This is a genomic window from Ruegeria sp. HKCCD8929 (assembly GCF_013031405.1).
Taxonomy (GTDB): Bacteria; Pseudomonadota; Alphaproteobacteria; order Rhodobacterales; family Rhodobacteraceae; genus Ruegeria.
The window spans coordinates 1-25,374 of record NZ_WPZY01000027.1 but is presented as its reverse complement, the minus strand read 5'-3'; the positions used below and the strand labels follow the sequence as shown (position 1 = coordinate 25,374).

Genomic DNA, 25,374 nt, shown 5'->3' with positions numbered 1-25,374 from the left:
CTACAGGCGCGGAATTGACAGCCCGCCGTCGACGGGAATGGCCGCGCCATTGGCAAAGCGCATTTGACCGGTGGCCATGGACACCGCGATTTCACCGATATCCTGTGGCTCTCCCCATCGCATCGCCGGCACCAGCCCACCTTCGATCCGCGAGGTGTATTTGTCGCGCACCCCGGCGGTCATTTCGGTTGAGATGATGCCGGGCCGCAGTTCGAACACCCCGATGTCATGCGGGGCCAGACGCACGGCAAAGAGCTCGGACATCATGGATGCCCCCGCCTTGGACACGCAGTATTCGGCACGCTCGGAGGAGACCATTGTGGCGCTGACCGACGTGACGAAGATGATGGAGCGGTAGCCGTCTGTCGGCTGCGTCAGCATCCGCCGCGCCACGCCCTGGGCCAAAAAGAACGCTCCGCGCAGGTTGATGTTCTGCACGAAATCCCAGTTCTCCGGGAGAAGATCGAGCAAGTCGCCCCGGACCGGCGCCCCGACGCCTGCGTTGTTGACCAGCGTTGTCACCGGTCCCATCTCTGCCTCGATCGCATCCAGCAGGACCGGGATGTGATCAATGTCGGACACATCGTGCCGGAAATAACGTGCGGTGTTCCCCAGATCGCCAAGCGCAGTGCGGACCGCCTCGGTATCCGCTGTCGAACGCGAGGCGACGGCCACGTGAAACCCGGCCTGTGCCAGTTGCCGCGCGATACCCAGGCCGATGCCCTGTTGCCCTCCAGTGACAAGCGCAACCCGTGTCATGCTGCAAACTCCGTTTCGGATATGTGTCGCGCGGCACGCATGGCCAGCGCGGCAATGGTCAGGGCGGGATTGACCGCCGCCGAGGTCGGCAACACCGACGCATCAACGATAAAGAGGTTCGGATGGTCATGTGCCCGGCAATAGGTGTCGACAACGCTGCTGTTTGGGTCGTCCCCCATGCGTGCCGTCCCGCATTGATGCGACGGGGTGCGCCGGTCGAAGGCCTGCGACAGGACAATCGGGAACCCCGCCTTACGCAGGCAGGACTTCAACTTCGACACCAAGGCTTCATGCGCGGCCCAGTTCGAACGTTGCCAGTCCAACGTGATCTGGCCGTTCCTCAGGGTAACCCGGCTCTCGGGATTGGGCAGGTCTTCGGACATGGCGTAGAAATCAAACGACCGGGCGGCGATCAGTCCAGCCAGCCATCGTGGCAATGGCGAGACCGCCGCCAGGATTGGCCCCGAGATTTTGCCCAATAGCTGGATATTGCCCAGCGGTGCGCCTCCCCCACCATCAGAGATGTAGAAATCATTGACCATCAGCGTTTTCTGATAAACCGCCCGGTTCTTGCGCCATGGATGGAGCGCCAGCACGGCAGAACAATTGTGGTTCATGAAATTCCGCCCCACCTGATCCGAGCGATTCGCCAAACCTGTGGGATAGTTGTCATTGGCCGATGCCAGCAGCAGTGCCGCGCTTTGCACAGCACCAGCGGACAGGACGACAATCGGGGCCTGAACCGTTTCCTGCATTCCGTTTCGGGTGTAGCAAACGTTCGTGATGTGCCCGCTGGCATCCGAAGTCAGACTGGTAACATGGCAACCGGTCATAAGCTCAACATTTGCATGTTCGAGGGCTGAATTGATCCCAACGGTTTCCGCATCCATCTTGCCCCCACATGTATCGGGATGACCGTCCCAGGGGTGCTGACCGGCGGCAAGCCAGGTGTCGATATCCACCGCAAGGGGCAGTGAGGCCGGGTTTAACCCGACGCCACGCAAACGCCGGCGCAGATCAATGATATCGGGCTCGTCCGGCACAGGCGGATGGCAGAAATCGCCGGACCGCTTGGGCTCGGTCGGATCCTCCCCGGCCTTTCCCCGCACCTGATAGAGCTGCTCAGCGGCGAGGTAGTCCGGTTCCAACTGCCGATAAGAAATCGGCCAGCCCGGGGTCTTGCCTCCGGCGTGCTGGATCGGTGCAAAATCCTGTTCCCGATACCGGATCATTACGGCGCCATAAAACTTCGAATTGCCGCCGACGTTGTAGAAGTTCCCCGGATTGAACCGCTGACCGACACCGTCAAGCCATTCCTCATCCGGACGAAAGACGCCATCGCCGAATATCGCCTGCGCATTGCGGTCGGCTGCGGACGGCCTCAGGGCTTCTCCGCGCTCCAGGATCAGGATCCTGCGGCCAGACGGGGCCAGCGCGGCGGCGAGCGTCGCGCCGCCCATCCCCGATCCGATTATGACAATGTCGGGCTGCATTACGGTTGGATGCGAGCTTCGGTTTCCGGATCGAACGCGATGGCCTTTTCCATGTTCACCGCAAACTCAAAATCCTGCCCCGCTCGAACATCGGCGTCCGAGCGCATTCGGGCAATCACGTCCTTGCCGCCAAGTTGCATCGACACGAACATGTCTGACCCGGCAGGTTCGGTCACTACAATGCGGTTGCTCAGAGACGCAATATTCCCTGACTTGCGATCGGCGCTGTCATGATCCGTGATCGCTTCAGGCCGAATGCCAAGGAGGATATCCCGTCCATCCCAGGCCGTAAGGTTCGGCTGGCTGAAAGGCAGCCGCGCTTTCGAACCGTCGAACAGAACGATCTCGGCCTGCGGCACGCCACCATCCACGCGCACCACCGCCGGGACGACATTCATTGCCGGAGACCCCATGAACGTCGCCACGAAAATATTCTCGGGTTTGTCGTAAATCTCCTGCGGCGTCCCGAGTTGTTGAACATAGCCGCCGTTCATGACCGCGATCCGGGTGGACAGCGTCAGCGCTTCGATCTGGTCATGGGTGACGTAGACGATGGTGGTGCCAAGACTTTGATGCAGCTTCTTGATCTCGGTACGCATGTCCACGCGCAGCTTGGCATCCAGGTTCGACAGGGGTTCGTCGAACAGGAACACATCCGGATTGCGGACAAGCGCGCGCCCCATGGCGACACGTTGCCTTTGACCACCCGAGAGCTGCCCGGGCTTGCGGTCGAGCAATTGCTCGATCTGCAACAGCCTCGCGACATCTTGCATCGCCTTTTCCCGCTCGGGCTTGGCAACCCCATGCATTTCGAGGCCAAAGGTGATGTTCTGGCCGACGGTCATATTCGGGTAGAGCGCGTAGCTCTGGAAAACCATGGCAATGTTGCGTTTGGACGGGTGCACCCCGTTCATCACATTGTCCTTGATGCGGATCTCGCCGCTGGTGATTTCCTCAAGCCCGGCGATCATGTTGAGGAGTGTCGATTTCCCACAGCCGGAGGGTCCGACAAGAACAAGGAACTCGCCCTCTTCGATGGAAATGTCGACCTTGTGCAGAACTTCGACCGACCCGTAGGATTTGGTGGTGTTGTCGATATCAAGAAACCCCATGGGTCTTATCCTTTCACGGAACCGGCCATCAGGCCGCGGACGAAATAGCGCCCGGCAACGATGTAGACGAGCAGAGTGGGCATGGCGGCAAGGATCGCGCCGGCGAAATGAACGTTGTACTCCTTAACGCCATGCGAGGCTTGCACGAGGTTGTTGAGGGCAACGGTCATCGGCTGGCTGTCCGCACCGGCAAAGGACGCCCCGAACAGGAAATCGTTCCAGATGTTGGTGAACTGCCAGATGACCGACACCACCGCGATGGGCCCCGAGGACGGCAGCAGGATGCGCCAGAAGATCTGGAAGAACCCGGCTCCGTCGATCTGCGCGGCCCGGATCAGCTCGGTCGGGAATACGGCATAGTAGTTGCGAAAATAGAGCGTGGTGAAGCCGATACCGTAGACGACATGCACCAGGGCCAGCCCCCAGGTCGTGCCCGCAAGCCCCATGAGCCCAAGCATCCGTGCCATCGGAATCAGCACGATCTGAAACGGGATGAAGCAGGCGAACAGCATGAGGCCGAAGAGGATGGTGTCATACTTGAACCGCCACTTGGTCAGCACATAGCCGTTGAGCGCGCCGAGAACGGTCGACACCGCGACAGCCGGCACAACCATCTTGATTGAGTTCCAGAAATACGGGGCAAGCCCAGTGGGCTCCACACCGATCTGCGCCGATGACCAGGCCTTGGCCCAGGGTTCAAGCGTGAAGGCCTGCGGTAGGTTCATCATCCCGCCCCCGGTGATTTCCGAGAGCGGCTTAACCGAATTCACCAGCATCACGTAAAGCGGCAGCATGTAAAACAGCGCGAAGAGAACGAGGACCAGATAGATCAGTTTGCGGGTCACACGGCCGGTTCGGATGGCGGTATCCTGAGAAGCAACGGACATCAGCGTTTCTCCCGCAGTTCTGAATAGAGGTATGGGATCATGATCGCCGCGATGGTCATCAACATGATCGTGGCTGACGCCGCGCCAATGCCCATCTGGTTCCGGCTGAACGTGTAGGAATACATGAACGTCGCAGGAAGCTCCGTGGCGCGCCCGGGGCCTCCTCCGGTCAACGCAATGACCAGGTCAAAGGTCTTGATCGCCAAGTGCGACAGGATCACGAAGGCCGACAGGAAGGCGGGCCGCAACTGCGGAATGATGATCCGGCGATAGAGGTTCCAGTTGCTGGCCCCATCCATCTGCGCCGCTTTTAGGATTTCGTTGTCGATCCCTCTCAGACCCGCCAGAAACATGGCCATGACAAACCCGCTGGTCTGCCAGACCGCCGCGATAACGACGGTGTAGATGGCAAAGTCGCGATCCTTGATCCAGTTGAACCTGAAGCTTTCCCAGCCCCAGGTGTGCATCACGTTTTCCAGCCCAATACCTGGGTCCAAAAACCACTTCCACGCGGTGCCAGTGACGATGAAACTCAACGCCATGGGATAGAGGTAAATCGGGCGCAGCAGGCCCTCACCCCGGATTTTCTGATCAAGAAAAATGGCCAGCCCCAGGCCGATCGCCGTACAGATCGAGATGTAGAGGGCGGCGAAGATGCCCATGTTCTTCAGCGAGATTTCCCAGTGGCTGAGGCGCCAGAGTTTCGAGTAGTTCTCGAACCCCACCCAACCGTAACTGGGCAACAGGCGGCTGTCGGTGAAGGACAGATAAACCGAAAACAGGATGAAACCGTAGACAAAGACCAGCATCATGGCCACCGATGGCGAAAGCACCAGTTTCGGGATCCATGCCTGCAGGCGTGTCTTGAAATCCGCGTCGGCTGAATGAGCCATAACGCGCCCTCCTCGTCAGATTACTTCTTCGCAGTGGCCGCCAGAGGTGATGGGGCGACGGAAGCCGCCACCCCATCGGGGAGGATCACTTGGCGATCGAAACCGCGTCGACCAGCTCTTCAACAGCCGTCTGGCTGTCGTACTCGCCGTTGAAATGCGCGGTGACGACATCATAGATCGCGTTCTTCACGGACGCGGGTGCGGCATGTCCATGTGCCATGGAACCAAAGAGGTTGCCCGAGGCCGCAGCGGCCGCAAGATCCTTCATGCCCTGCTTGCCGCACGCATCAAAGTCCGCGTCGCTGACATCGGTCCGCGCAGGCACCGACCCTTTCACGACATTGAATGCCGACTGGAACGATGGGGACAGAATGGCCGAGGCCAGAGCAGCCTGTTCTGTCGATACCGAGCCGCCCTGATCGAACATCATGAACTGGTCCGCGTTGAAAGTGACCTGCTCGGTCGTGCCGGGGAAGCGGAAGCAAAGGAAGTCTTCACCCGGAACCTTCCCTGCGTTCAGGAACTCGCCCTTGGCCCAGTCCCCCATCATCTGGAAGCCGGCTTCGCCATTGATCACCATCGCAGTAGCAAGGTTCCAGTCCCGGCCCGAGAAGTTGTCGTCGACATTGGCGCGGATCACCGCCATGCGGTCAAACGCCTCTTTCATCGCGTCCGAGCCCAGCGTCCCTTCATCAAGGTCGATGAACGCGGCCTTGTATCCGTCCGGCCCCAGAACCGACATGGCAATGGCATCGAAAACGGTGGCTTCCTGCCAGGCCTGCCCGCCATGTGCGATGGGTGTGATACCTGCGGCCTTGAGCGTATCCAGCGCCGCAGTGAACTCTTCCCAGTTCGTCGGCACGCCAATGCCATTGGCATCCAAAACCGCTTTGTTGGCCCAGACCCAGTTGGTGGAATGCACGTTCACCGGGGCCGATACCCACTTGCCGTCAACCTTGGCAAAGGCCTTGAGCGCGTCCGGCACCACTTCGTCCCAGCCTTCCTTTGCGGCAACTTCGTTCAGGTCGGCAAGCGCCCCCTGATTACCCCAATCAAGAATGTCGAAACCCAACCCCTGAACGGCGGTCGGCGCGTTGCCGGCGGTGACGCGCGCACGAAGCACCGTCATCGCCTGCTCGCCTCCGCCCCCTGCAACGGGCATGTCCGTCCAGCCGATACCCTGCCCTTCAAGGTCCTGTTTCAACACGTTGAGCGCGGCCGCCTCACCGCCCGATGTCCACCAATGAAGCACCTCGACATCACCGGCTGACGCCATCGTTGTCGAAGCCATCAGGGCGCCGACAACCGCCGCCTTTGTCTTCAGAATTGCACGCATGTTGGTATCCTCCCTTTTGCGTTCTTATTTGTCCCGCACGTCATGCCACGCGCGATCTTACCCATGAGGGGCGTGTGCGCCCGACGCGCATCACCACCGATTTTACCTCCAGGAATTCATCAAACCCATATCGCCCTATTTCTCGTCCCTGGCCGGATTGCTTTACGCCGCCAAAGGCCAGTTCCGGAAACCCGTCCATCCATGTATTGGTCCACACTGTTCCCGCTTCGGCCCGGCGCGCAAACGCAAGGCAAGTATGAACATTCTCGCTCCAGACCCCCGCAGACAGACCATAACTCGTACCATTTGTTAGCGTTACCGCCTCGTCAAGGGTGTTGAACTCAAGAACGCTGAGTACGGGCCCAAAGACCTCGTGGCCTGCAATCTCCATGTCGGGCGTCACACCGCTGACCACAGTCGGTTGATAGAACTGCCGGCCCAGCCCGGGCACGTCGAGATATCCCCCTCCCAGTTCGATCTTTGCCCCGGCGGCCACCGCGTCCCGAACATGGCCATCGATCTTTGAGTTATGTTCCGGCGTCACGATCGCACCGACTTGCGTGTCAGGGTTCAAAGGATCTCCAAAGACCACATCACGCGACAATGCCACAACACGGGCCACAAAGTCTTGGGCAATGTCTGCGTGAACGATGAGGCGGCTCGATGAATTACAGCACTGGCCAACATTGAAGTAAGCGCCGAACACCACGGCATCCGCGGCATCGTCGAGATTTGCATCGGGAAAGATCACCTGCGCGTTCTTGCCCCCCAACTCCAGCGCGACCTTTTTCAATGTACCGGCAGAGGCTTTGGTGATCGCTTTTCCCACAGCGGTGGAGCCCGTGAAGGTCACCATATCAACCGCATCATGCGTCGACATCAGGCTGCCCACGGGATCACCAAAACCCAGGACGATGTTGCATACCCCCGCAGGGAGGCCCGCTTGTTCCAGCAACTCGCCCATCATCACGGTCGATGATGGCGTCACTTCGGATGGTTTGACCACAACGGTGCAGCCCGCGGCCAGTGCAAAAGGCAGTTTCTGGCTGAGAATCCAAAATGGGAAATTCCACGGGGTTATGATCGACACCACGCCAATCGGCTCTTTCAGCACCACTCCCAACATGTCGTCGCCAAGCGTGTTGTGACTGTCGCCATGAGTGCTGCGGGCAAGCGACGCCGCGTAGCGCCACAAGTCGGCGGCCCCGGACACCTCACCGCGCGCCTGCGTGATAGGCTTGCCGCTTTCCAGAGTTTCCTGGAGCGCGATACGGTCCACATCGGCCTCAATGAGTTCGGCAACCTTGAGCAGGATGGTTGCACGATCCTTCCCTGACGCGCGGCTCCAGACGCCGGAATCGAAGGCCCGGCGCGCCGCCTCGATAGCCGCCTCGGCTTCGGCCACACCGCCTTTTGCCGAGCGGCTGACCACCACAGCATGAGACGGCGAGACGCGTTCGAACGTCTCTCGCCCATCCCGCCATTTCCCGTCTATGAAATGACGGCCCTCAAACACGTCCGGCAAATCTGCTGTCATCGATGGATTGATTGTCAGTTGTTTCATGTCGTCATTGCCCGGAAAACTCTGCTGGCCGCTTATTCAAAAATGCTGCGACGCCTTCGGCCCGATCCTCACTTGCAGCGATGGCCGCGCCTCCCAGCGCTTCGACCATGGCGGCGCGGTCTTCACCCTGAGACGCGTGAATCATCGACTTGGAGACTTCGGTGGCGTGCGGCGACAGACCGGAAAGCTGTGCGGCGATATCCTGGGCCAAAGACAAGGCATCGTCGGCAATTTCGGCGACATAGCCAAACGCGGCAGCGCGGTCTGCCGAAATGCGGCGGCCAAAAAGTGCCATCTCTTTGACCACCGGTTCCGGCAACAGCCGTAGAAGGCGTTGCGTGCCCGACCAGCCCGGCACTACTCCGACGCGTGCCTCGGGCAAGGCAAGAGTAGCCGTGGGCGCCACAACCCGGATATCGCATGCGCTGGCCAGCTCAAGCCCGCCCCCGAACGCATGGCCGTTCAGTGCGGCAATCGTCGGCAGATGCAGGCGCGCCAAACGATCAAACACCCGGTGGCCCCGGCGGACCCAGTGTCGCGCAAACTCGGAAGGCGTGAGCGGCCCCCATTCCGCGATGTCGGCACCGCAGCAAAACGCCTTTGCACCAGCGCCCGTCAGGATCACGCCACGAACATCCGTGCGTATCTCGAGCGCGTCGAGATGATTGCCGAGCGTGTCGAGCATCCCCATCGTCAACGCATTGAGCTTGGACGGGTTGTCCAGCGTCAGGACGGCAACGCCCGCTTCGACATGCAGGGTTACATCACTCATAGCGCAAGCCCCACGGGCCCTTCTGAAAGAAGGGTCTTAGGCATGAGCGTCGCGTTTTCGGCTATGGTCACCCGCCCGTCCGAGGCGGCGACGATGTCGGCCTGCGCATCGATGCCGGGCATGATCTCGGTCGCAACCAGCCCATTCTCGGTCAAGCGGATCACGCATCGTTCAGTTATGTACAAAACGTTCTGGCCCTGCTCACGGGCACGCCGACCCGCAAAGGTCACATGCTCAACCGTCTCAACCATTTTTGTGAAACGACCGCGCTCAAGCACCTTTACACCGTCATTGCTCAGATCAATCCGGGCCCCGGCCTCGAACAGGCCCGAAAAGACGATGTGGCGGGCCTGCGCAGTGATATCGACAAACCCGCCACAGCCTGCGGTGAGATACGGTTTCTTGCCAAGTTTTGAGACATTTACGTTGCCCTCCACGTCGACCTCGAGGAACGACAGAAACGACATGTCGAAACCTGCGCCTTGGAAATAGATGAATTGCTGCGGCGAAGGGACAAACGCATCGGCGTTGGATGCGCAGCCAAAGGCGAAACCGGTCAGAGGCACTCCGCCAACGGCACCCTGTTCGATGGCCCATGTCACCGCTTCGGGATGCCCCTCCTCCAGAAGGATGCGCGGCACCATGGCACTTATGCCAAAGCCAAGATTGGCGGTCATACCGACCCGCAATTCTTGTGCGGCCCGGCGGGCAATCACCTTTTCAACGCTGTGCTCAGTGAGGGCAAAGCTGTCCCAGGGCCGCATGACCTGCCCCGAGATCGCCGGATCGTAAGGAGTTTCACAGGTTTGCTTCTGGTCGGGGTCAACCACGACCAGATCAACGAGATGGCCCGGCACACGCACGTCATGGGGGCGTAAGCTACCCGCAGCAGTTACCCGTTCGACCTGAGCGATAACCAGACCACCGTGATTGCGCACGCAAATCGCCTGCTCCAGACCGCCCAAATAGGCCCCTTCATGCTCATAGGTCAGATTCCCGCGTTCATCTGCGGTGGTTGCCCTCAAGATGCAGACATTTGGCACCACGTTCGGAAAGTGAAGCCAGGTATCGCCCGCAAACTCGACGCGAGACACAATGGGCGCCGCCGCGCCTTGATCGTTCATCGCGCAGCCTTCGCGGATAGGATCAACGAAGGTCTCGAGCCCGATCTTTGTAAGCACGCCCGGGCGACGTGCCGCGGCTTCGCGGTGCATATCAAACAGGATGCCCGACGGCACATTGTATGCGGCGACCCGATCCTCAACGATCATCTTCCAGATCTCGGGCATCTCAAAACTGGACGGGCCCGAGGGATAGGACCCGGCCAGAACCCGGGCCAGAAGACCGTCCTTGGCAAGGTGATCCATTCCCTTGACGCCATACATGTCACCGGCCGCGATGGGGTGAAGTGAGGTTATGTTGCGCGGATGCGCCTCTGCATCGAAACGCTCGCCAATGGCTCTGAGTACAAGATCAGGGCACCCCAGGGATGAGGATGACGAGACGGTCAGAACTGCATCATCGGGAATTCGCGCGGCGGAATCGGCAGCAGAGACGACTTTGCTCATGCTAAAAGCCCCCGTAGTCGATTGTCACACGCGTTCCGGATTGGGCGGCTTCCCGGACGGCATGCGCGACGGCCAGCGACTTGATCCCATCAATTCCATCGGCAGCGGGTCGGCCTTGCCCAGCGACTGCATCGACGAAATCTGCCACCCCCTGCTCGTACAACGGGTGGGAAGAGTACAAAACAGGCTCGCGTCCCTCGGCGGTCACAATCTCGATTTCCCCGAGGGGTTCCTGCGTCATGACACCGCGCGCGAAGATTGAACCCTCGCTGCCGTGCACTTCCAGCCCGCTGCCCGCAAAAGGATGGGTGAAACTCTCATGCGACATGACCATGGCGCCCGAAGGCATCATCCAAGCCGACATCGCCGAGTCCTCGACGCCATCCCCCATGCCCGACGTCGCCATCTGCGCAACGACGTCCACCGGGTCCTCCCCCAGCAGAAAGCGGGCGACGTCCGCATCGTGAACCGTGATGTCCGGGATCACGCCACCGCCAGCGGAGGCATCGTTGATCCGCCATCCCTGTAAATGTTGCGGAAGGTGAACGGCGTGAAAAATCCTCAACGACAGGACCTGACCGATCCGACCTTGAGCAATCAGTTCACGTATCTTGCGATGCGACCCCGAGCACCGCAGATGGTGATTGGTGGCAAAAACAACGCCTGCATTGCGAGCGGCGCCGGTCATTTCGATAGCGTCTCTGAGGCTCATCGCCAGAGGTTTTTCACACAGGACGTGTTTGCCCGCCTCGATCGCGGCCATTGCCTGCGCATGGTGTTTTTCATTGGTGGAGGAGATGTAAACGGCTGATGCGTCGTTATCTGCCAAAGCCTTGGCCAAATCTGTCGTGGCGTCAGGAATCTCATGGGACTTTGCCCATTCTCCGACGCGTGCCTCAGAGCCGCTGACTATCCAGGAGACATCGTGTCCCGCCTGCGACCTGACTGCCCCAATCATGTATTGCGCCGCGATGGTGCTGGCACCAACAAAAACCCATCTCATGAGTCGCCCTCAAATTTAGATCGTTCCAAACGATTACTGGATCGTTCCAAATTGTGCAAGAAAAAATACGTGAGCACAGATTTAGCACTGGAAGCTGAAGGGCCTTCGGAGGACCGGGCGATTGCCGGCTACGTTCTTGCCACCTCAGGCCTGATACTGTGATGGCTCTGCGCAAAGAGCTTTGTGCCAGACCGCCCACACTCGCAGCGAGTCGATCGAATTAGTTGTCGAGGGAACAACGGTTTCGAAGCTCAGAGCGCAGCCCTGCGCTTCATTGACCACTGCCGTCAATGCAACCGGTTTGATGCTTTTATTGCCTCGGCTTTCCCAGCCGACATCCCAACGCCTCACCTATGGAGCTTGCGCAAGGCGCCCTCAAGGTCCTTGAGCAGCAAGGGAAACGGCCGCTCGGCTGTCTCGGCCTTTCTGCCGATCAGCACATAATCCCAGCCATCACGTCCCTGTTGGGGCAGAACCGCCCGGGCGGCCTCGCGCAGGCGGCGTTTGGCACGATTACGAGAGACGGCGTTGCCAACCTTCTTGGAACAGGTGAAACCAACGCGGATACCCTCGGCCTCGTCCGGTGCACGCCTGCGGGCCTGCACCATCATCGAGGCGGTTCCCTGACGCCGGGCCCGCGCGGCTTTCAGAAAATCCGCACGCTTTTGCAGCACCGTCAAAGAGACAGGCGCGCAAACGGACGCCGCCGGGGGCGTTTCCCCGGGCTGGTTGGTACCATCCTCAGGGGCCTCCGGCGGCGTCATGTTCGTCAGACCTGGGTCGGTGAGGCGGCTTACGCGCTCAGCGACTTGCGGCCGCGGGCGCGGCGGGCGTTCAGGATCTTGCGGCCGGCCTTGGTGGCCATGCGCGCGCGGAAACCGTGGCGGCGTTTGCGAACCAGGTTCGAAGGCTGATAGGTGCGTTTCATCGCTCCGTCTCCAATCTTTGGCGGTCGGGGTGCGGCGCGGATTCGCCTGCCCGTGTGTTCGAAGCCCGTCCTCTACTGGCAAGTGCGGGGTAAGTCAAACCCCTCAAACAAGGTTTCGGGGTGGTTTTGCAACAAAATATGCCCCCACCCGGGACAAAGGTTACAGAATCCCGCCGTGTCACCGAAATGGCTCACGTTTTTCCGGCCAGACTTCAAGGCGCCGTGAGGTCCCTGTTGCTTGGGCGTACCCCGGCGCATGTTGGAGGGCAAGATGACCCGAAATACACAGAACAAGCCGATGAGCGACACGACACATATGCCCCGGCGCGGTTTGGCGCGCCATATTCCCCTGATGGTGATCCTCGCCGTTGCGATGATCGGCTATTTCACCCTGCGTGATTACCTGAGCTTTGAGACCCTGCGCGATAACCGCGAGGCCCTGCTGGCTTGGCGCGATGCCAATTACTGGGCGATGGCGGGGGCGTTCGTCGCGCTCTACATCGTGATCGTTGCCTTTTCCCTGCCCGGAGCGGCAGTGGCGTCGATGACCGGCGGGTTCCTGTTCGGGCTGTTCGCGGGCACCGTGTTCAACGTCACGGCGGCCACCATCGGCGCCTCGGCGATCTTTCTGGCGGCGCGCTGGGGGCTGGGTCAGGCGCTGACGGCGCGGCTGGAGGCGTCAGAGGGGACGGTCAAGAAACTCAAGGACGGGTTGCGCGAGAACGAGATTTCCGTGCTGTTCCTGCTGCGGCTGGTGCCTGCGGTGCCGTTCTTCGTGGCCAATCTGGTGCCGGCGCTGGTGGGGGTAAAGTTCCGCAACTTCCTGCTGACTACGGCGCTGGGCATCATTCCCGGGGCCATCGTCTATACCTGGATCGGCGTTGGTCTGGGCGGCGTGTTTGACCGGGGCGAAACTCCCGACGTCTCGCTGTTGTGGGAGCCCTTCGTAATCGGACCCATCATCGGCCTCTGCGTATTGGCCGCGTTGCCCATCGTCATCAAGGCCGTGCGCGGCCGCAAAGGGGTCTGACCCATGCAGAAGATCAAGACCGACATCCTGGTCATCGGGGCCGGGTCCGGCGGCTTATCTGTTGCTGCGGGCGCCAGCCAGATGGGGGCCGATGTAACCCTGCTGGAAGGCCACAAGATGGGCGGCGACTGCCTGAACTTCGGCTGCGTGCCCTCCAAGGCGCTGATCGCCAGTGGCAAGGCGGCCCATGGTCAGGCCGATGCTGCACCCTTCGGCGTGGCGGACGTTGAACCTCAGATCGACTACGCGGCGGCCAAGGATCACGTGCGCGAAGTGATCGCGCAGATCGAACCGATGGACAGTCAGGAGCGGTTCGAGGGCTTCGGCGTCCGGGTCATCCGCGAATACGGAACCTTCTTGTCGCCGACCGAGGTGCAGGCGGGCGAGCACGTGATCTCGGCCCGCCGGGTGGTGATCGCCACCGGCTCCTCTCCGCTGGTTCCGCCCATTCCGGGACTGGATCAGGTTCCGTACGAAACGAACGAAACCATATTCGACCTGCGGTACAAACCGGAACATCTGCTGATTATTGGCGGTGGTCCCATCGGGATGGAGATGGCACAGGCGCATGTGCGTCTGGGCTGCAAGGTCACCGTGATCGAGGGGCTGAAAGCGCTGGGCAAGGACGATCCCGAAGCCGCCGCGGTGGTGCTGGACGGGCTCCGCGCCGAAGGGGTTGAGATCGCCGAGGACGCAATGGTGTCGCGCATCGGAGGACGGGCCGGGGAAATCGAGGTCGAGACGCAGGATGGCCGAACCTTCACCGGCACCCACCTGCTCATGGCGGTGGGGCGCAAGGCCAATATCGACCGCTTGAACCTCGAAGCCGCGGGCATCGAGACCACGCGGGCGGGTATCAAAGTGGACGAGTCTCTCCGCACCACCAATCGACGCGTCTATGCCATTGGCGACGTCGCGGGTGGGCTGCAATTCACTCATGTGGCTGGATATCACGCCGGGATCGTCATCCGCTCTGCCCTGTTCGGGCTGCCATCCAAGGCAAAGACCTCGCATATCCCCTGGGCCACCTATACTGATCCCGAACTGGCGCAGGTGGGCCTGACCGAGGCCGATGCGCGCAAGCAGCATGGCGAAACTCTGGAAATCGCAAGGTTCGACTATCACCACAACGACCGCGCCATTGCCGAGCGCAGAACCACGGGCTTCATCAAAGCAATGGTGGTCAAAGGGCGCCCCGTTGGCGCCACAATCGTCGGCCATCAGGCCGGCGAACTGATCAACTTGTGGTCGCTGGCGCTGGCCAATAACCTGAAGATGAGCCAGATTGCCGCGATGGTATCACCCTATCCGACGATCGGAGAGCTTAACAAACGGGTGGCGGGCGCCTATTTCTCGCCCAGGCTGTTTGAGAATCAAATGGTTAAACGAGTGGTCAGGTTCGTCCAGCGCTGGATTCCCTGACCGGAAGAGGAGCGTATGCTGAACTCGCTGTCAGGCCGCTTTCTGATCCTGACCACGGTCTTCGTGATGTTGGCCGAAGTGCTGATCTTCGTGCCGTCCATTGCCCGGTTCCGCGAGGATTTCCTGCTGAACCGGCTGGAACGCGCACAGATCGCCTCGCTGGCGTTGTTGGCCGACGACATGCTTGCCGATGATCTCGAGGCTGAGCTGCTGTCGAATGCGGGCGTCTATAACGTGGTGCTGCGCCGCGACGAGGTGCGCCAGTTGATGCTGTCCTCTCCTATCCCGGATCAGGTCACGCATACCTACGATCTGCGCATGGCCTCAGCATGGATGCTGATCCGGCACGCGCTAAAACGGTTCTTCACGCCCGAGAACGAGATCATCCGGGTAATCGGACAGCCGGTGCGCGATGCAGGGTTGCTGATCGAGGTCACCATGGACAGCAACCCGCTGCGCATGGCGATGATCGACTACGGGCTGCGGATTCTGCTGCTGTCTCTGGTCATCTCGATAATCACCGCGTTCTTTCTGTTTCTGGCCGTACGCGCTTTCCTCGTGCGTCCGATCAAAGGCGTTGTGGGCTACATGCAGCGCTATGCCCGAGCACCTGAGGACGCGCGTGGCATCATCCAGCCGCAAGCGGGTGTGACAGAGCTTCGGGAGGCCGAGGAAGCCTTGCAGATGCTTCAGACCCAACTGACGCAGGCGCTAAAGCAACGCGAAAGGCTCGCGCAACTCGGCGGGGCCGTGGCAAAGGTGAGCCATGATCTGCGCAACATCCTGACGTCGGCACAGCTTTTCACCGACCGCATCGAAGCCAGCGAGGATCCTCTGGTCAGCCGCATGGCCCCGAAACTGGTGAATTCCATCACCCGCGCGGTATCCCTCTGCGAAAGCACTCTGGCGTTTGGCCGGGCGGAAGAGCCTGCGCCCACACTGACCCTGGTGCGGTTGCGCGATGTTGCGGCGGATGTGGTGGCCAGCGAGCAACTGGCGATCGCCGATGCCTGTGTCGAAATTGTCAACGATGTCCCCGAAGACATGATCGTGCGCGCCGACCCCGAGCAGATTTTCCGGGTGATCATGAACCTCGTCCGCAATGCAAGGCAGGCCTTGGTGGCAGCCAACAGACCCGGCTCGATCAGCGTCGGCGCCTGCGAACATGAGACGGAGTGGTGCATCGAAATCCACGACACAGGTCCGGGGTTGCCGCCCAAAGCGCAGGAGAATCTCTTTACGCCATTCCAGGGCGGTGTGCGCAAAGGCGGCTCCGGCCTGGGACTGGCGATTTCCTCGGAATTGGTCAAGGGGCACGGCGGAGAACTGCTGCTGAAAAGCACGGGACCCGAGGGAACCACCTTTGAAATAAGGCTTCCGCGGGGCGACGGGACTTTTTGAGAGAATTTTGAAGATTCGGGTTGCGCCCCCCCGGTGCTGGGTCTAAATAGCCCCTCACCAAGTGGACCGATAGCTCAGCTGGATAGAGTACTTGACTACGAATCAAGGGGTCGGGGGTTCGAATCCTCCTCGGTCCGCCACTTTTACCGTTGTGGGATGACAGATAGTTCTGTGTCGCGAGACACATAGGTCTGATTTGTGTTCCGAAATGTAGCAACTTGGCTGCGTCAGAGCAGTGAACATCCCCAGACTACTGAGCGCGGAAAATGCAGTAGATTAAGTTGAGCGGGAAACGGCCCTTGCCGCCTTATTCTGACGCAGCCAGTGTTTCTGCAAATACCTCGCATGGGTGGTGAGCTTTGTGCTGCAATGCAGCTCGGGTCGCTGAAGCAGCCATTTAAGACCGCCATTGGACGCCGTCTCCAGAGCATCCCTTCGCTGCGGCTGCGCTAATGGCGGCTTGGGATGAAGGGCTGCGTCAGAAACGTATGAGTTTTGGCACAGTCGGCGTTGTTGAAATGGTCCGAAACGATTCCAAAACCGCCCCCCAACCACGGCGAAGTTCGGGGCCGCAAAGCTCAGTCTCCGATTTGACGTGGTCGTATTGGCACCATTGCCAACAACTGATCGCCCGCCAAACCGTGCCGAGCTTCTATCAGGCAGCAAGGCTACGGATACTGAATCTCGGGATTGCTGATGATATAATTTTGACTGACGTTGTTCTGGATAAAGGTCTGTTGCAGGACATTGACATTAACGTTGTAAGTATGGCTCGCCTGATGCGCCGCGCTCTGATGGTAGTTTTGCTGCGCTTTCAGGCCGTTCAATGTGCCCGCAAGGCCAGATACCGTGCCCGCCAGTTTGTTGATTTCTGAAAGAAAGCTAACCTTGGCCGCCCGTTTCATGGCTGATTGTTGCGCGCTCACAGCCTTCTCGAAATCAGCCTGCGCCTGCTCCATCCTCGCGTGAATCTGAGACAGTTGTAGCCTTGTTTGCGTGTCTGCCAGCTGATCCCGGAAACGCGTTTCCAACCGGCGGAAAACCTCCGCCTGCTCAATCATCTTTTTGACGCCCACTTGCTCGCCAGCATATTGTGCATTCAGCTCCAGTGAGAGTTTTTCCCGCAGAGCTAGGTCTTCGAGAGGTCCACCTTTGACCTTTGCAAGGGAAACTCCGCCCTCTGCGTCTTTGGTTACCCAAAAATACTGCGTGCCGCTCGCTGTCAGATCTTCCCGGTTTAGGGTTTGTCGAAGCTCTTCTCCAAACGTTTTCAAAGAGGCGCGGGAATCGTAGACATCCATCCATGGTTCTTGCGGCGCATTGCCGGTACCGAGTAAAACTGGACCGTGCGGCAGCTCATTGCCATTGATTTCATTGAAATAGAAATACTGAACCAGCGCGCCTTGCCCCGGTGGTAGCGCCGAGATGTGATCGTAAAGACTCTGTTTGATTTCCGCCCGCTCGTGCCGATCTGAGAAAACCGACACTTCAGACAGATAATCAGTCACTTTATTCGCGACGACGCCAGTGAAGACAACGCCAACAAATTTCGTGAATGCGGGGTGGGCTAAAATATTGATCATGTCGCATAAACCTCTTTTATCCGATCGATGCGTTGACCCATGACGGTGGTGAAATGACGGCAGGAATGTAGGGTGAGGTTGACGTTGTAGTACCGCGCAACAAGCGCGTTGTACTCGTCCTCGATCTTCGTCAGTTTCTTGACGATGGTCATCTTATCTCGGCCGCCAAGCTCCCAGAGCGTGTCGTCATTCTCTTCAGCACTAATGGCTGTCATCTTCGAATCGTTTAGCAGTTCAAGAGGTTTGAGGCCGTATGATCCAGCGTCGAGCGCTGGTGCCACGCCGTCGATCTCCAGCAAGTTGTAGCTGTAACTCGAACTCCCCTGAATTTTCCCATCCGTGCCAATGACTGGCTCATAAGCGTTGTCTTGGGGGTTCCAGTACACCTCGGGATAAAACTTGTGATTTGGCACATTGGCCTTCCTTTGAGCGATCAGCGAATTCACGACGAGCGGTACTGAGTCTGCTTCAAGCCTGCGGGTAAACCACGCGTAAGGCAGCTGATACGTTGTGGCATTTTCTTCTGCTACGACGGCCAGCTTCGCCAAGCCAATGCGTGAATCTTCTATCGCGTCTGTGACCGTGTCGACAGAATATTGCAGCGTGTTAACCATTCGGCCCACTGGGATCGCGATTCCATTCGACATAGCCTCAAAACCCATCAGAATGAGGTATGCACGGTAGAGCGCATCTGTAGCGAGAATTACGTGTGTAATCCCGTCGAACTTGTTATCGCGGCAGACTTCTATGTAGTCTTCGACCGCCGTTTCCAGCTTCGACGTGGCAGCGAAAAGGTCTTCGAACAAACCCTTCTGGTTGCCGAAATAGGCGTCCTTGTCTTCCATGATCCGCGCGATCTTCTTTGCGCGGGATCGCAGAGTCAGGCCGAACTCGATTTCGACTGTCTTCAGGGGTACCGCTTCGAGCTCAGCCCGGAGATTTTGAATATCCGCGTGGAGTAGCTCGATGCGGTCATAGATCGCATCCAGCTTCATATTTGCCGCCGAGAGCATCGAGCCCACGGACAAAATCAAATCAACGGTTGGATTGTAGTTTTTGCTTAGTAGTCCCGTTGTGATACTCACAAGCTGAGCTGCTGATGCTATTTGCCCTAGACTCACCCATCCCTCCGGTACAATTTTCTTTGAGGACCAATATTTTAAAGAAATTAGCCTTCCGGGTGGCATTACAACCAGATGGGTGTGAGGTTGTAAAGTTCACTTCCCTCTCAAAGCATCGCATAGCGCATTGGGCTATCGTTCACCTACGTCGTACAGCATCATGCCGAAGGACCACAGGTCCAAGATGCACTGGCAGTCAGGCCGGACTGTCCATTGTGGCACGACACATAGAATGTCGGCCGTGTCTCATCCATCAGATACAAACTCCTTGCCAGAACCTAACTTATTAGGCAAAAACGGTTCTCTGATTGCGGCTTTGTCAAGCGGGTGAGCGTGTGAACCGTCCGGGGTCATGGTTCTCTGCGAGGTCGCGGGACTCGCGCCTCATGATGGTGTTCGGTGGTGGATCGTCTCCAATGTCGTTTGCGGGGTGAGCAGGCGCGCGCCGGCGTCCCAACCGTTTTTACGAGATCGATCAACCTCCGTCCCGTCGGGACTTCGCTCCCCGCCGCCGGGCGGGAATTCAGATCAGGCGGTGGCCTTCTTTGTCCATTGATAGTCGGTTTCGTTTTTCCAAAGGATCAGCATCAGCACGGCGATCTTGCGGGCAGTGGCCACAGCGGCCTTGCGGAACCCTCGTCGACCAGCGAGACGCACCGCCCAACTTTTTTCAACGGGGAGAAGCGTTTGACCTGGCGGATGACGCAGGACGCGGCCTCGAACAACAGGCCGCGCATGGCTTTGTCGCCGCATTTTGAAACATTGCCGGACCAGTCCACCTCTCCGGACTGATGCCGCTTTGGCGTCAACCCGAGAAAAGCGCCGACATCTGCGCTACGGCTGAACCTGTTGGGGTCTTCGACCAAAGCGATGAAGCTGAGCGCGTTGACCGGTCCGACACCGGGGATCGTCATCAAGCGGCGTGCAATGGGGTGTACTTTGGCCTTGCGTTTCACGGTCTTGTCCAGATCATCCACCGCCTGGCACAGCGTGGCATGGGCGGCAATGAAGCCATCGGCAATGGCGCGCAGCACCGGGTCGGTTTCGCCCGCAGCCGCCAGTTGGTCGCGAAAAGCTTGACGCAGACGGCCCTGACCAATGCCGCTTATGCGATGCCGAAGGTTTTCAATACACCTCGAATATGTCCCTCGAGATCCTTGCGAAGACGGATCAGCCGTTCGCGGGCTCCGACAAGGCTACGCAGCCGGTCGGCTTCTTCGCTGCGGACGTGGACCGGCGTGAACCAGCCGGTGCGGGCGAGCTGTGCCAACCCTTCTGCGTCAGCCATATCAGACTTATTCAGCCGCGCGGACAGAGCTTTGTGCGCTTTGCGCGCATCGATACACGTGGCGGGCAAATCCAAACGCACCAGCCCCCGCTGTAGCCAGATCGAGAGCTGGCCACTCTCATGCACGATCCGACTTGGACTCAGCGACCTGTTGCTGAACCAATCTGCCACGCCTTCGGGATCGGCCAACCCCGTACGCGGAAGTCGGACAAAAACCCCTTGCCAAAAATCATGCGGCAAAAACGTTAGTTTTTGGCGCAGGCGTCGATGTCGTCGATATTGTTGAAAAATTTTGTGCCACAAACCCTTGACAAAACTGCCTTTGATTTTGTCACGTTTTTGGCCGCTGTTCAAAAGCAGTCGTCGGTGCAGACCCCTGCATTGGATAAAGTGGGCTCGCAGCCCCGTTTCGCGGCATCTGGCACGAACGTCCGCCGCCGAGGCACGATTTTCTGTGGATCGCTGAAGACATAGGAAACTCAAAGCCATGGCTAGTCTGGCGAACGGCAGGTTGTGTTCGGCCCGAAACCCAGGGCATGCTGCCTTGGCATTGGGCGGCTCAGAGCCCAACTTGTTCCTTGAGATTTTGTGCTGCACGCGCTCGCAGCGCGACTTTTTCCGCACTTGCGTGAAATTTCATATCGTAGCGCGGCGGAGAATTCTGCTGTTCGTGCCTGTTGCAGCACGGAAACATCGGTCAAGGATCAAGACGCGGACTTAGTGGTCATCGGATCTGCGATTGCCGACGGTCTCTAACTGCGCCCTATTCGAGCTCCGCGTTGTTTTCGCCTGTGCAGTCAGGAGATGTGGGCCGCGGTCGGTCCGTCGCTGCCTTTGACTGCCTCCTGTATCGCCGTACCGCGGATTTCGCCTTTCTGCTGGGCAGGCCCCTGCCTAGTCGAACCAAACCCGTGAATTGAACCCCCACAAAGCCCATCTAGAAACAAGAAATCGATCGAGCGCCAGTGTTCCCCTTTTCTCGTGGCAGTTCCTTGAGTCAAAGGCTAACCTCAACAGCAGAGTCTACGCAAAGGGGACAAATTGCGAATGGCATTGATCGAAGAAGTACAAAAGGCTCGGCAAGAAGTCGTTACTGATGGCTACGAGATGTCATTGGGAGAGGTCATAAATCTTTACAAAGATGAAGAACTGGTCATTGACCCCGTATTCCAGCGCCTGTTTCGGTGGGATGACCAGCGTAAGACACGTTTTGTCGAGTCGCTTCTTCTTGGCATCCCGGTGCCCCCAATATTCGTTTTTCAAGGTGAAGATGGAGTCTGGGAGCTGATCGATGGTCTTCAGCGGATTTCTACGGTCCTCCAGCTTACTGGCGATCTTACAGGAGAGCGCGCTAAAGAGCTTGGTCCTTTGGTGCTGAACGGAACCCGCTTCCTGCCAAGTCTTGATGGCAAGCGATGGAATTCATCAGGAGAGGACACTGAGGATGGCTTGGGTAGTAAACTTCAAATCGAAATCAAGCGCGCACGGATGAGGGTTGAAATACTCAAGTCAGAGAGCGCTGAGTCTGCCAAGTACGAGTTATTTCAAAGACTGAATACCGGTGGGGCGAGCCTGTCCGAGCAAGAAGTAAGGAACAGCATCGCTGTGTCTCTAAACAAGGAATTTTATGATTGGTTGAATGGTCTGTCGAAACACGCGAGTTTCCTCAACACAACACGTCAAACTGAAGCCGCTTTGGAACGAGAAGCGGGCACTGAGCTAGCTTTGCGCTTCCTCGCCTTCCGCCTAGTTCCTTATCAGAGCGGGTTGGACGTACACGAGTATCTTGATGATGCATTGTTCCAACTTGCCACCGCGGGCGGCGTGGATATGGATGTAGAAGGAGAAATCTTCACTAAGACGTTCGACTATCTCGAAACCGCGCTGGGTGCCGCGGCTTTCCAACGATGGAATGGAAATGCCTTCACTGGAAAGTTCTTGATGTCGGTGTTTGAGGTCGTTTCGACAGGTGTGTCAAAGAACTTGGTCGCGCTGGACGCAATGACACCGCAACAAAGAAAGGATTGCCTGATTGCCAAGGCGAAGACGTTACAGGATGACCAGACATATTCGAAATATTCCGGCGCGGGAGTGCGCGGAACGACGCGACTTTCCAACCTCTTGCCAATTGCCGAAGACCTCATGAAGCCGTGAGGCCGTGCTGTGAGTAAGGTCAGAACACTCAGTGAGATGCAGGCTGCGCTAGACCAAGAGATGGCTTGGCGCATAAAGGAAATCGGTGTTTTTAAAGTGGGTGCGGGCAAAAACGGGCCTCAGCGTAAGCCGTACATACGAGCGGGGATCGCGCTGCTTTACGCTCACTGGGAGGGCTTTATAAAGACCTCATCCGAAATTTATCTCAGCTACGTGGAAAGCAGAGCCCTGCGGTATCGCGACCTCAAATCTTGCTTTGTAGTTTTTGGTTTAAAGGGAAAAATCAACACTCTCGTCGAAAGTCGAAAGTCACTTCCCAACATTGAAGCCATGGAGTTTATCTTCTCGAAGTTGGATGAAACAGCAACGCTTCAAATAGGTTCGGCAGTAAATACCGAGTCCAATCTGACTTCAAAGGTTTTTAATAACATCGCTGGATCATTAGACATAGACACTTCTCCATACGAAACAAAGTTCCACCTTATTGACTCCAGTTTGGTCGACCGACGAAATAAGGTCGCACACGGTGAATTCCTTGACATTCAGGGGCGCGAGTTCTCCAGCTTGGTCGATGACATCCTCAGTATTATGCGACTGTACAAAACAGACATAGAGAATGCGGCTTCGCTCGAGAGCTACAAGAGAGCGGCTTAATTGCTAAACTCCGGCGTTCCTATGGGCTGCGTCGCGAACAACTGGTCCGCTGCGGTCCGAACCATGGGCCGTACCGCATCAGCATTGGGCCGCCGAGAGCTGATGCCGCGCGGTACGCTATGGGCTGGAACCTCTCCAAGCATGGCGCTCATAGGTCGATGGACGTGTCCGGACGAGACCCCAAAGTGCAGAATGCTGCATCGTGCATGAAGGTCCGGTTTTTTCCGGCGACTATTCGGAGATACATCAGCCTGGCGCTTTAGTGCTCTTCAAAGTCACCGTTGGAATAGTAAGTTCCAACTATCTTGCACACCATTCTGTTCTGGTTGTCATCAACAACCGCTTCCGAAGCAACCAAAGGAGACGAAGCGCTACTTCCTCTTTTTCCATCACAGTTTCGGACTATGAAAGACGATAGCATGCCATTTTCATCGGTTTGGCAGTTAGAGAGATCATCTTGACCACAACTATTGCTTTGCGGCCCGAACACGGACAGCGTTCCGGAGATCAAGGGTATCTTTCCTGATCCGGCTTTCAATCCAAGAGAGGAGTCGTAAGCCACTTCGTAATGCGTTGGAAATCGTGGGGCCGGGGGGAGTGCAGACACGAAAACATTGTCATTGTCACTAGCGATGTTCGCAACAATGCGAACGTCTTGGTCTGCTTCCCGAGTAACGACAAACCCAAATGTTTGGTTGTTCTCCAGTCTAGATGGAAATGTAAAGTTGGTCGATCCTCCCACGACTTGTACTTCGACGTCGCTTGTCTCTGTTTCGCCGGTTACTGGTGATAACCAATGGATGGTGACCGTCATCTCAGTTGGTTTTGCATCGTAGACCGAAATTCTAGGTCCTGAGCGGTGTGCGCCATCAATGCAGGCCCGATATGCTTCTGACCTTCCCCCGCGATCAGGGCCGGTTTGATCTGGAATCTTCCGGTTGGGTGTCAGTGTCGAGCGGCAGCGTGGAGACCGCAAGAGTCTCAAGCGCTGGCGCGGTAGTTTTCATCAGGAACTCCGTTGGTGATAGATACGCATTCTTGGAAGACATCTTTCGCAAACGATACTTTCTCGGTTGGGATGGAGACCAATAGATCATTAGCCCCGTAGTCGCATTGACAAGACACCCTTTCGGCGGTGTTCGTCGAGTAATCTTGGCGCCCAATCGCCAGCCCGGTCAGTTCTCTGAGCGAAGTCGCTCCACCATCTCGGTAAACCCGCGCATTTCGGCGTGCCGAAGCGGTGAAATACCCTCGCGGTCTGCCAGTGTTCTGTCAGCCCCGGCGTCCAGCAGCGCGTCGAGAACCGCCTGGTGGTTTGGCCCACCATCACCAAGCACAATCGCCTCCATCACGGCGGTCCAGTGTAGATTGTTAATATGATTGAGCGGTGCACCGGCGTCGATCAGGCGCCGCACAACTTCGACATGGCCGAGATGAGCGGCCGCGATCAATGCTGTCCCGTCATAGGGGCTTGTCGTCAGACCGGGACTGTTCCCCAATTCGATGGCCAACGACATCAATTCGGGATCGTCGGCGACGGCGGCGATTGTCACAACGTCGTAAGCGCGCCCTTCCAATGCGTTCATGTCGGCCCCGGCCTCGGCAAGGGCACTCAACGCGTCGTCCTCCGAGGCGAACGCAGCGACATGGATCGGTGTACGGTTCTTGGAATCGCGCGCATTTACATCCGCACCATCGGCGATCAGCGAACGTATCGCGAGAACATCGCCTAGGTGTGCCGCGCGGAACAACCCCTTATAGGCAGCCACCTCGCGCGCCGTCGGAGCCGTTTGGGCGGTGACCGTGGTGGCCAGGCCGACCAATGCGGCCATGATGGCAAAGCGGGTCATTGCGATCTCCTCTTTAACTCCGAATTTAGTTCTGCGGCCCGCGTGCCTCAAATTGAGGGCCGCGATTGTGAGTCACCCAGCTCCGATCACGCCAAGCCCGGCACAAGCGCAACCCTCATCCAGTTGACCTTCGGGAGTGCCTCTGACGCCTATACCGCCGACCAGCGCACTACCAATCCGGATTGTCAGACCTCCGCCCTGGAGTACCTTCCGCGAATCCATGTAGCTCGGACCGTCGAGCTGCGGGTTCTCTCCAATGAACTGAGTAACGCTGGCGATGTCACGGCCCATCGCCGAGGCCCGTCGCGCTCCGGCCGCAGGTGAGAGTTTCAGATGTAATGCGGCCGCGGGCCCGTTTAACCATTCCTCAATAAATTTCTGAAACCGTGCTAGCAGGGCTTCCGGCAAAGGTGCTGACATGACCCATCCTCCCAAAAAGGGTGAACCACAAAATCAGCCACGTGGGAACCTCAACGATTCAGGTTTTAGGCAGGATCCTTTAGGCGGTGTTTCCCACTTTAGCGGGTCATTAACCGACCCGCTGTAGCCCACCAGC

24 protein-coding genes and 1 tRNA gene are annotated in these 25,374 nt (G+C 58.3%); 6 read left to right on the top strand and 19 right to left on the bottom strand.

Annotation, left to right across the window (positions count from 1 at the left end):
- The 12 genes from GOX53_RS23525 to rpmH form a co-directional block, all read right to left on the bottom strand.
- Complete coding sequence (locus tag GOX53_RS23525; RefSeq protein WP_171180740.1) at positions 1 to 759, bottom strand: 3-ketoacyl-ACP reductase; 759 nt, start codon at positions 757 to 759, stop codon at positions 1 to 3.
- Entirely contained in the window at positions 756 to 2,252 is a 1,497-nt protein-coding gene (locus GOX53_RS23520; RefSeq protein ID WP_171180738.1) for a GMC oxidoreductase, read from the bottom strand. Before GOX53_RS23520 ends, GOX53_RS23525 begins: the two co-directional genes overlap by 4 nt.
- Positions 2,252 to 3,364 carry an ABC transporter ATP-binding protein gene (locus tag GOX53_RS23515; protein ID WP_171180736.1) on the bottom strand — a complete coding sequence of 371 codons (1,113 nt, stop codon included), beginning with the start codon at positions 3,362 to 3,364 and terminating at the stop codon, positions 2,252 to 2,254. The genes GOX53_RS23520 and GOX53_RS23515 overlap by 1 nt, the downstream gene beginning before the upstream one ends.
- 5 nt (positions 3,365 to 3,369) lie before the next feature.
- Positions 3,370 to 4,251: a carbohydrate ABC transporter permease gene (locus tag GOX53_RS23510; RefSeq protein ID WP_171180734.1), complete on the bottom strand. Its 882-nt coding sequence runs from the start codon at positions 4,249 to 4,251 to the stop codon at positions 3,370 to 3,372.
- Positions 4,251 to 5,144, bottom strand: a complete 894-nt coding sequence (locus tag GOX53_RS23505) for a carbohydrate ABC transporter permease (RefSeq protein WP_171180732.1) — start codon at positions 5,142 to 5,144, stop codon at positions 4,251 to 4,253. Before GOX53_RS23505 ends, GOX53_RS23510 begins: the two co-directional genes overlap by 1 nt.
- 85 nt (positions 5,145 to 5,229) lie before the next feature.
- Positions 5,230 to 6,480 carry an ABC transporter substrate-binding protein gene (locus GOX53_RS23500; RefSeq protein ID WP_171180730.1) on the bottom strand — a complete coding sequence of 417 codons (1,251 nt, stop codon included), beginning with the start codon at positions 6,478 to 6,480 and terminating at the stop codon, positions 5,230 to 5,232.
- Positions 6,481 to 6,520: 40 nt separating this feature from the next.
- The gene (locus tag GOX53_RS23495) at positions 6,521 to 8,017 is read right to left on the bottom strand and encodes an aldehyde dehydrogenase family protein (protein WP_254446732.1); all 1,497 of its coding nucleotides are present in this window, start codon (positions 8,015 to 8,017) and stop codon (positions 6,521 to 6,523) included.
- 31 nt (positions 8,018 to 8,048) lie between these two features.
- A complete protein-coding gene (locus GOX53_RS23490; RefSeq protein ID WP_171180727.1) occupies positions 8,049 to 8,816 on the bottom strand; it encodes an enoyl-CoA hydratase/isomerase family protein in 768 nt (255 codons plus the stop codon).
- Positions 8,813 to 10,384, bottom strand: a complete 1,572-nt coding sequence (locus tag GOX53_RS23485) for an acyl CoA:acetate/3-ketoacid CoA transferase (protein ID WP_171180725.1) — start codon at positions 10,382 to 10,384, stop codon at positions 8,813 to 8,815. The genes GOX53_RS23490 and GOX53_RS23485 overlap by 4 nt, the downstream gene beginning before the upstream one ends.
- Position 10,385: 1 nt before the next feature.
- On the bottom strand, positions 10,386 to 11,387 hold the full coding sequence (locus tag GOX53_RS23480) for a Gfo/Idh/MocA family protein (RefSeq protein ID WP_171180723.1): 1,002 nt from the start codon (positions 11,385 to 11,387) through the stop codon (positions 10,386 to 10,388).
- A gap of 347 nt (positions 11,388 to 11,734) precedes the next feature.
- Complete coding sequence (rnpA, locus tag GOX53_RS23475) at positions 11,735 to 12,151, bottom strand: ribonuclease P protein component (protein ID WP_171180721.1); 417 nt, start codon at positions 12,149 to 12,151, stop codon at positions 11,735 to 11,737.
- Between the two features lie 29 nt (positions 12,152 to 12,180).
- Positions 12,181 to 12,315 carry a 50S ribosomal protein L34 gene (gene rpmH / locus GOX53_RS23470; protein ID WP_005980833.1) on the bottom strand — a complete coding sequence of 45 codons (135 nt, stop codon included), beginning with the start codon at positions 12,313 to 12,315 and terminating at the stop codon, positions 12,181 to 12,183.
- A 271-nt stretch (positions 12,316 to 12,586) separates the two neighbouring features.
- Between rpmH and GOX53_RS23465 the strand changes: the two genes are divergently transcribed.
- The 4 genes from GOX53_RS23465 (at position 12,587) to GOX53_RS23450 (ending at position 16,308) form a co-directional block, all read left to right on the top strand.
- Complete coding sequence (locus GOX53_RS23465) at positions 12,587 to 13,345, top strand: TVP38/TMEM64 family protein (RefSeq protein ID WP_371810421.1); 759 nt, start codon at positions 12,587 to 12,589, stop codon at positions 13,343 to 13,345.
- A gap of 3 nt (positions 13,346 to 13,348) precedes the next feature.
- Entirely contained in the window at positions 13,349 to 14,767 is a 1,419-nt protein-coding gene (locus GOX53_RS23460) for an NAD(P)/FAD-dependent oxidoreductase (protein WP_171180720.1), read from the top strand.
- A 15-nt stretch (positions 14,768 to 14,782) separates the two neighbouring features.
- Positions 14,783 to 16,168: a sensor histidine kinase gene (locus GOX53_RS23455; protein ID WP_171180718.1), complete on the top strand. Its 1,386-nt coding sequence runs from the start codon at positions 14,783 to 14,785 to the stop codon at positions 16,166 to 16,168.
- A 63-nt stretch (positions 16,169 to 16,231) separates the two neighbouring features.
- Positions 16,232 to 16,308, top strand: a tRNA-Arg gene (locus GOX53_RS23450).
- 528 nt (positions 16,309 to 16,836) lie between these two features.
- Here the strand turns inward: GOX53_RS23450 and GOX53_RS23445 are convergent.
- The 4 genes from GOX53_RS23445 to GOX53_RS29915 form a co-directional block, all read right to left on the bottom strand.
- Positions 16,837 to 17,751, bottom strand: coding sequence for a hypothetical protein (locus GOX53_RS23445; protein ID WP_171180716.1), 915 nt, complete (start codon positions 17,749 to 17,751; stop codon positions 16,837 to 16,839).
- Entirely contained in the window at positions 17,748 to 18,836 is a 1,089-nt protein-coding gene (locus GOX53_RS23440; RefSeq protein ID WP_171180714.1) for a hypothetical protein, read from the bottom strand. The genes GOX53_RS23445 and GOX53_RS23440 overlap by 4 nt, the downstream gene beginning before the upstream one ends.
- A gap of 623 nt (positions 18,837 to 19,459) precedes the next feature.
- The gene (locus GOX53_RS29920) at positions 19,460 to 19,906 is read right to left on the bottom strand and encodes a transposase (protein WP_371810420.1); all 447 of its coding nucleotides are present in this window, start codon (positions 19,904 to 19,906) and stop codon (positions 19,460 to 19,462) included.
- 71 nt (positions 19,907 to 19,977) lie between these two features.
- Complete coding sequence (locus tag GOX53_RS29915) at positions 19,978 to 20,514, bottom strand: transposase (protein WP_254446723.1); 537 nt, start codon at positions 20,512 to 20,514, stop codon at positions 19,978 to 19,980.
- A gap of 693 nt (positions 20,515 to 21,207) precedes the next feature.
- Here GOX53_RS29915 and GOX53_RS23430 point away from each other — a divergent pair.
- Both GOX53_RS23430 and GOX53_RS23425 read left to right on the top strand, forming a co-directional pair.
- Positions 21,208 to 22,314: a DUF262 domain-containing protein gene (locus GOX53_RS23430; protein ID WP_171180712.1), complete on the top strand. Its 1,107-nt coding sequence runs from the start codon at positions 21,208 to 21,210 to the stop codon at positions 22,312 to 22,314.
- A 9-nt stretch (positions 22,315 to 22,323) separates the two neighbouring features.
- On the top strand, positions 22,324 to 22,968 hold the full coding sequence (locus tag GOX53_RS23425; RefSeq protein WP_371810419.1) for an MAE_28990/MAE_18760 family HEPN-like nuclease: 645 nt from the start codon (positions 22,324 to 22,326) through the stop codon (positions 22,966 to 22,968).
- Positions 22,969 to 23,227: 259 nt separating this feature from the next.
- Here the strand turns inward: GOX53_RS23425 and GOX53_RS23420 are convergent, their stop codons facing one another.
- The 3 genes from GOX53_RS23420 to GOX53_RS23410 all read right to left on the bottom strand — a co-directional run bounded on the left by GOX53_RS23420 (position 23,228) and on the right by GOX53_RS23410 (position 25,238).
- Positions 23,228 to 23,782, bottom strand: a complete 555-nt coding sequence (locus GOX53_RS23420) for a hypothetical protein (RefSeq protein WP_171180710.1) — start codon at positions 23,780 to 23,782, stop codon at positions 23,228 to 23,230.
- A gap of 361 nt (positions 23,783 to 24,143) precedes the next feature.
- Positions 24,144 to 24,818 (bottom strand): ankyrin repeat domain-containing protein, encoded by a 675-nt coding sequence (locus GOX53_RS23415; protein ID WP_171180708.1) that lies wholly within the window; start codon positions 24,816 to 24,818, stop codon positions 24,144 to 24,146.
- 72 nt (positions 24,819 to 24,890) lie between these two features.
- Entirely contained in the window at positions 24,891 to 25,238 is a 348-nt protein-coding gene (locus GOX53_RS23410) for a heme-binding protein (protein ID WP_171180706.1), read from the bottom strand.
- Positions 25,239 to 25,374 lie beyond the last annotated feature (136 nt).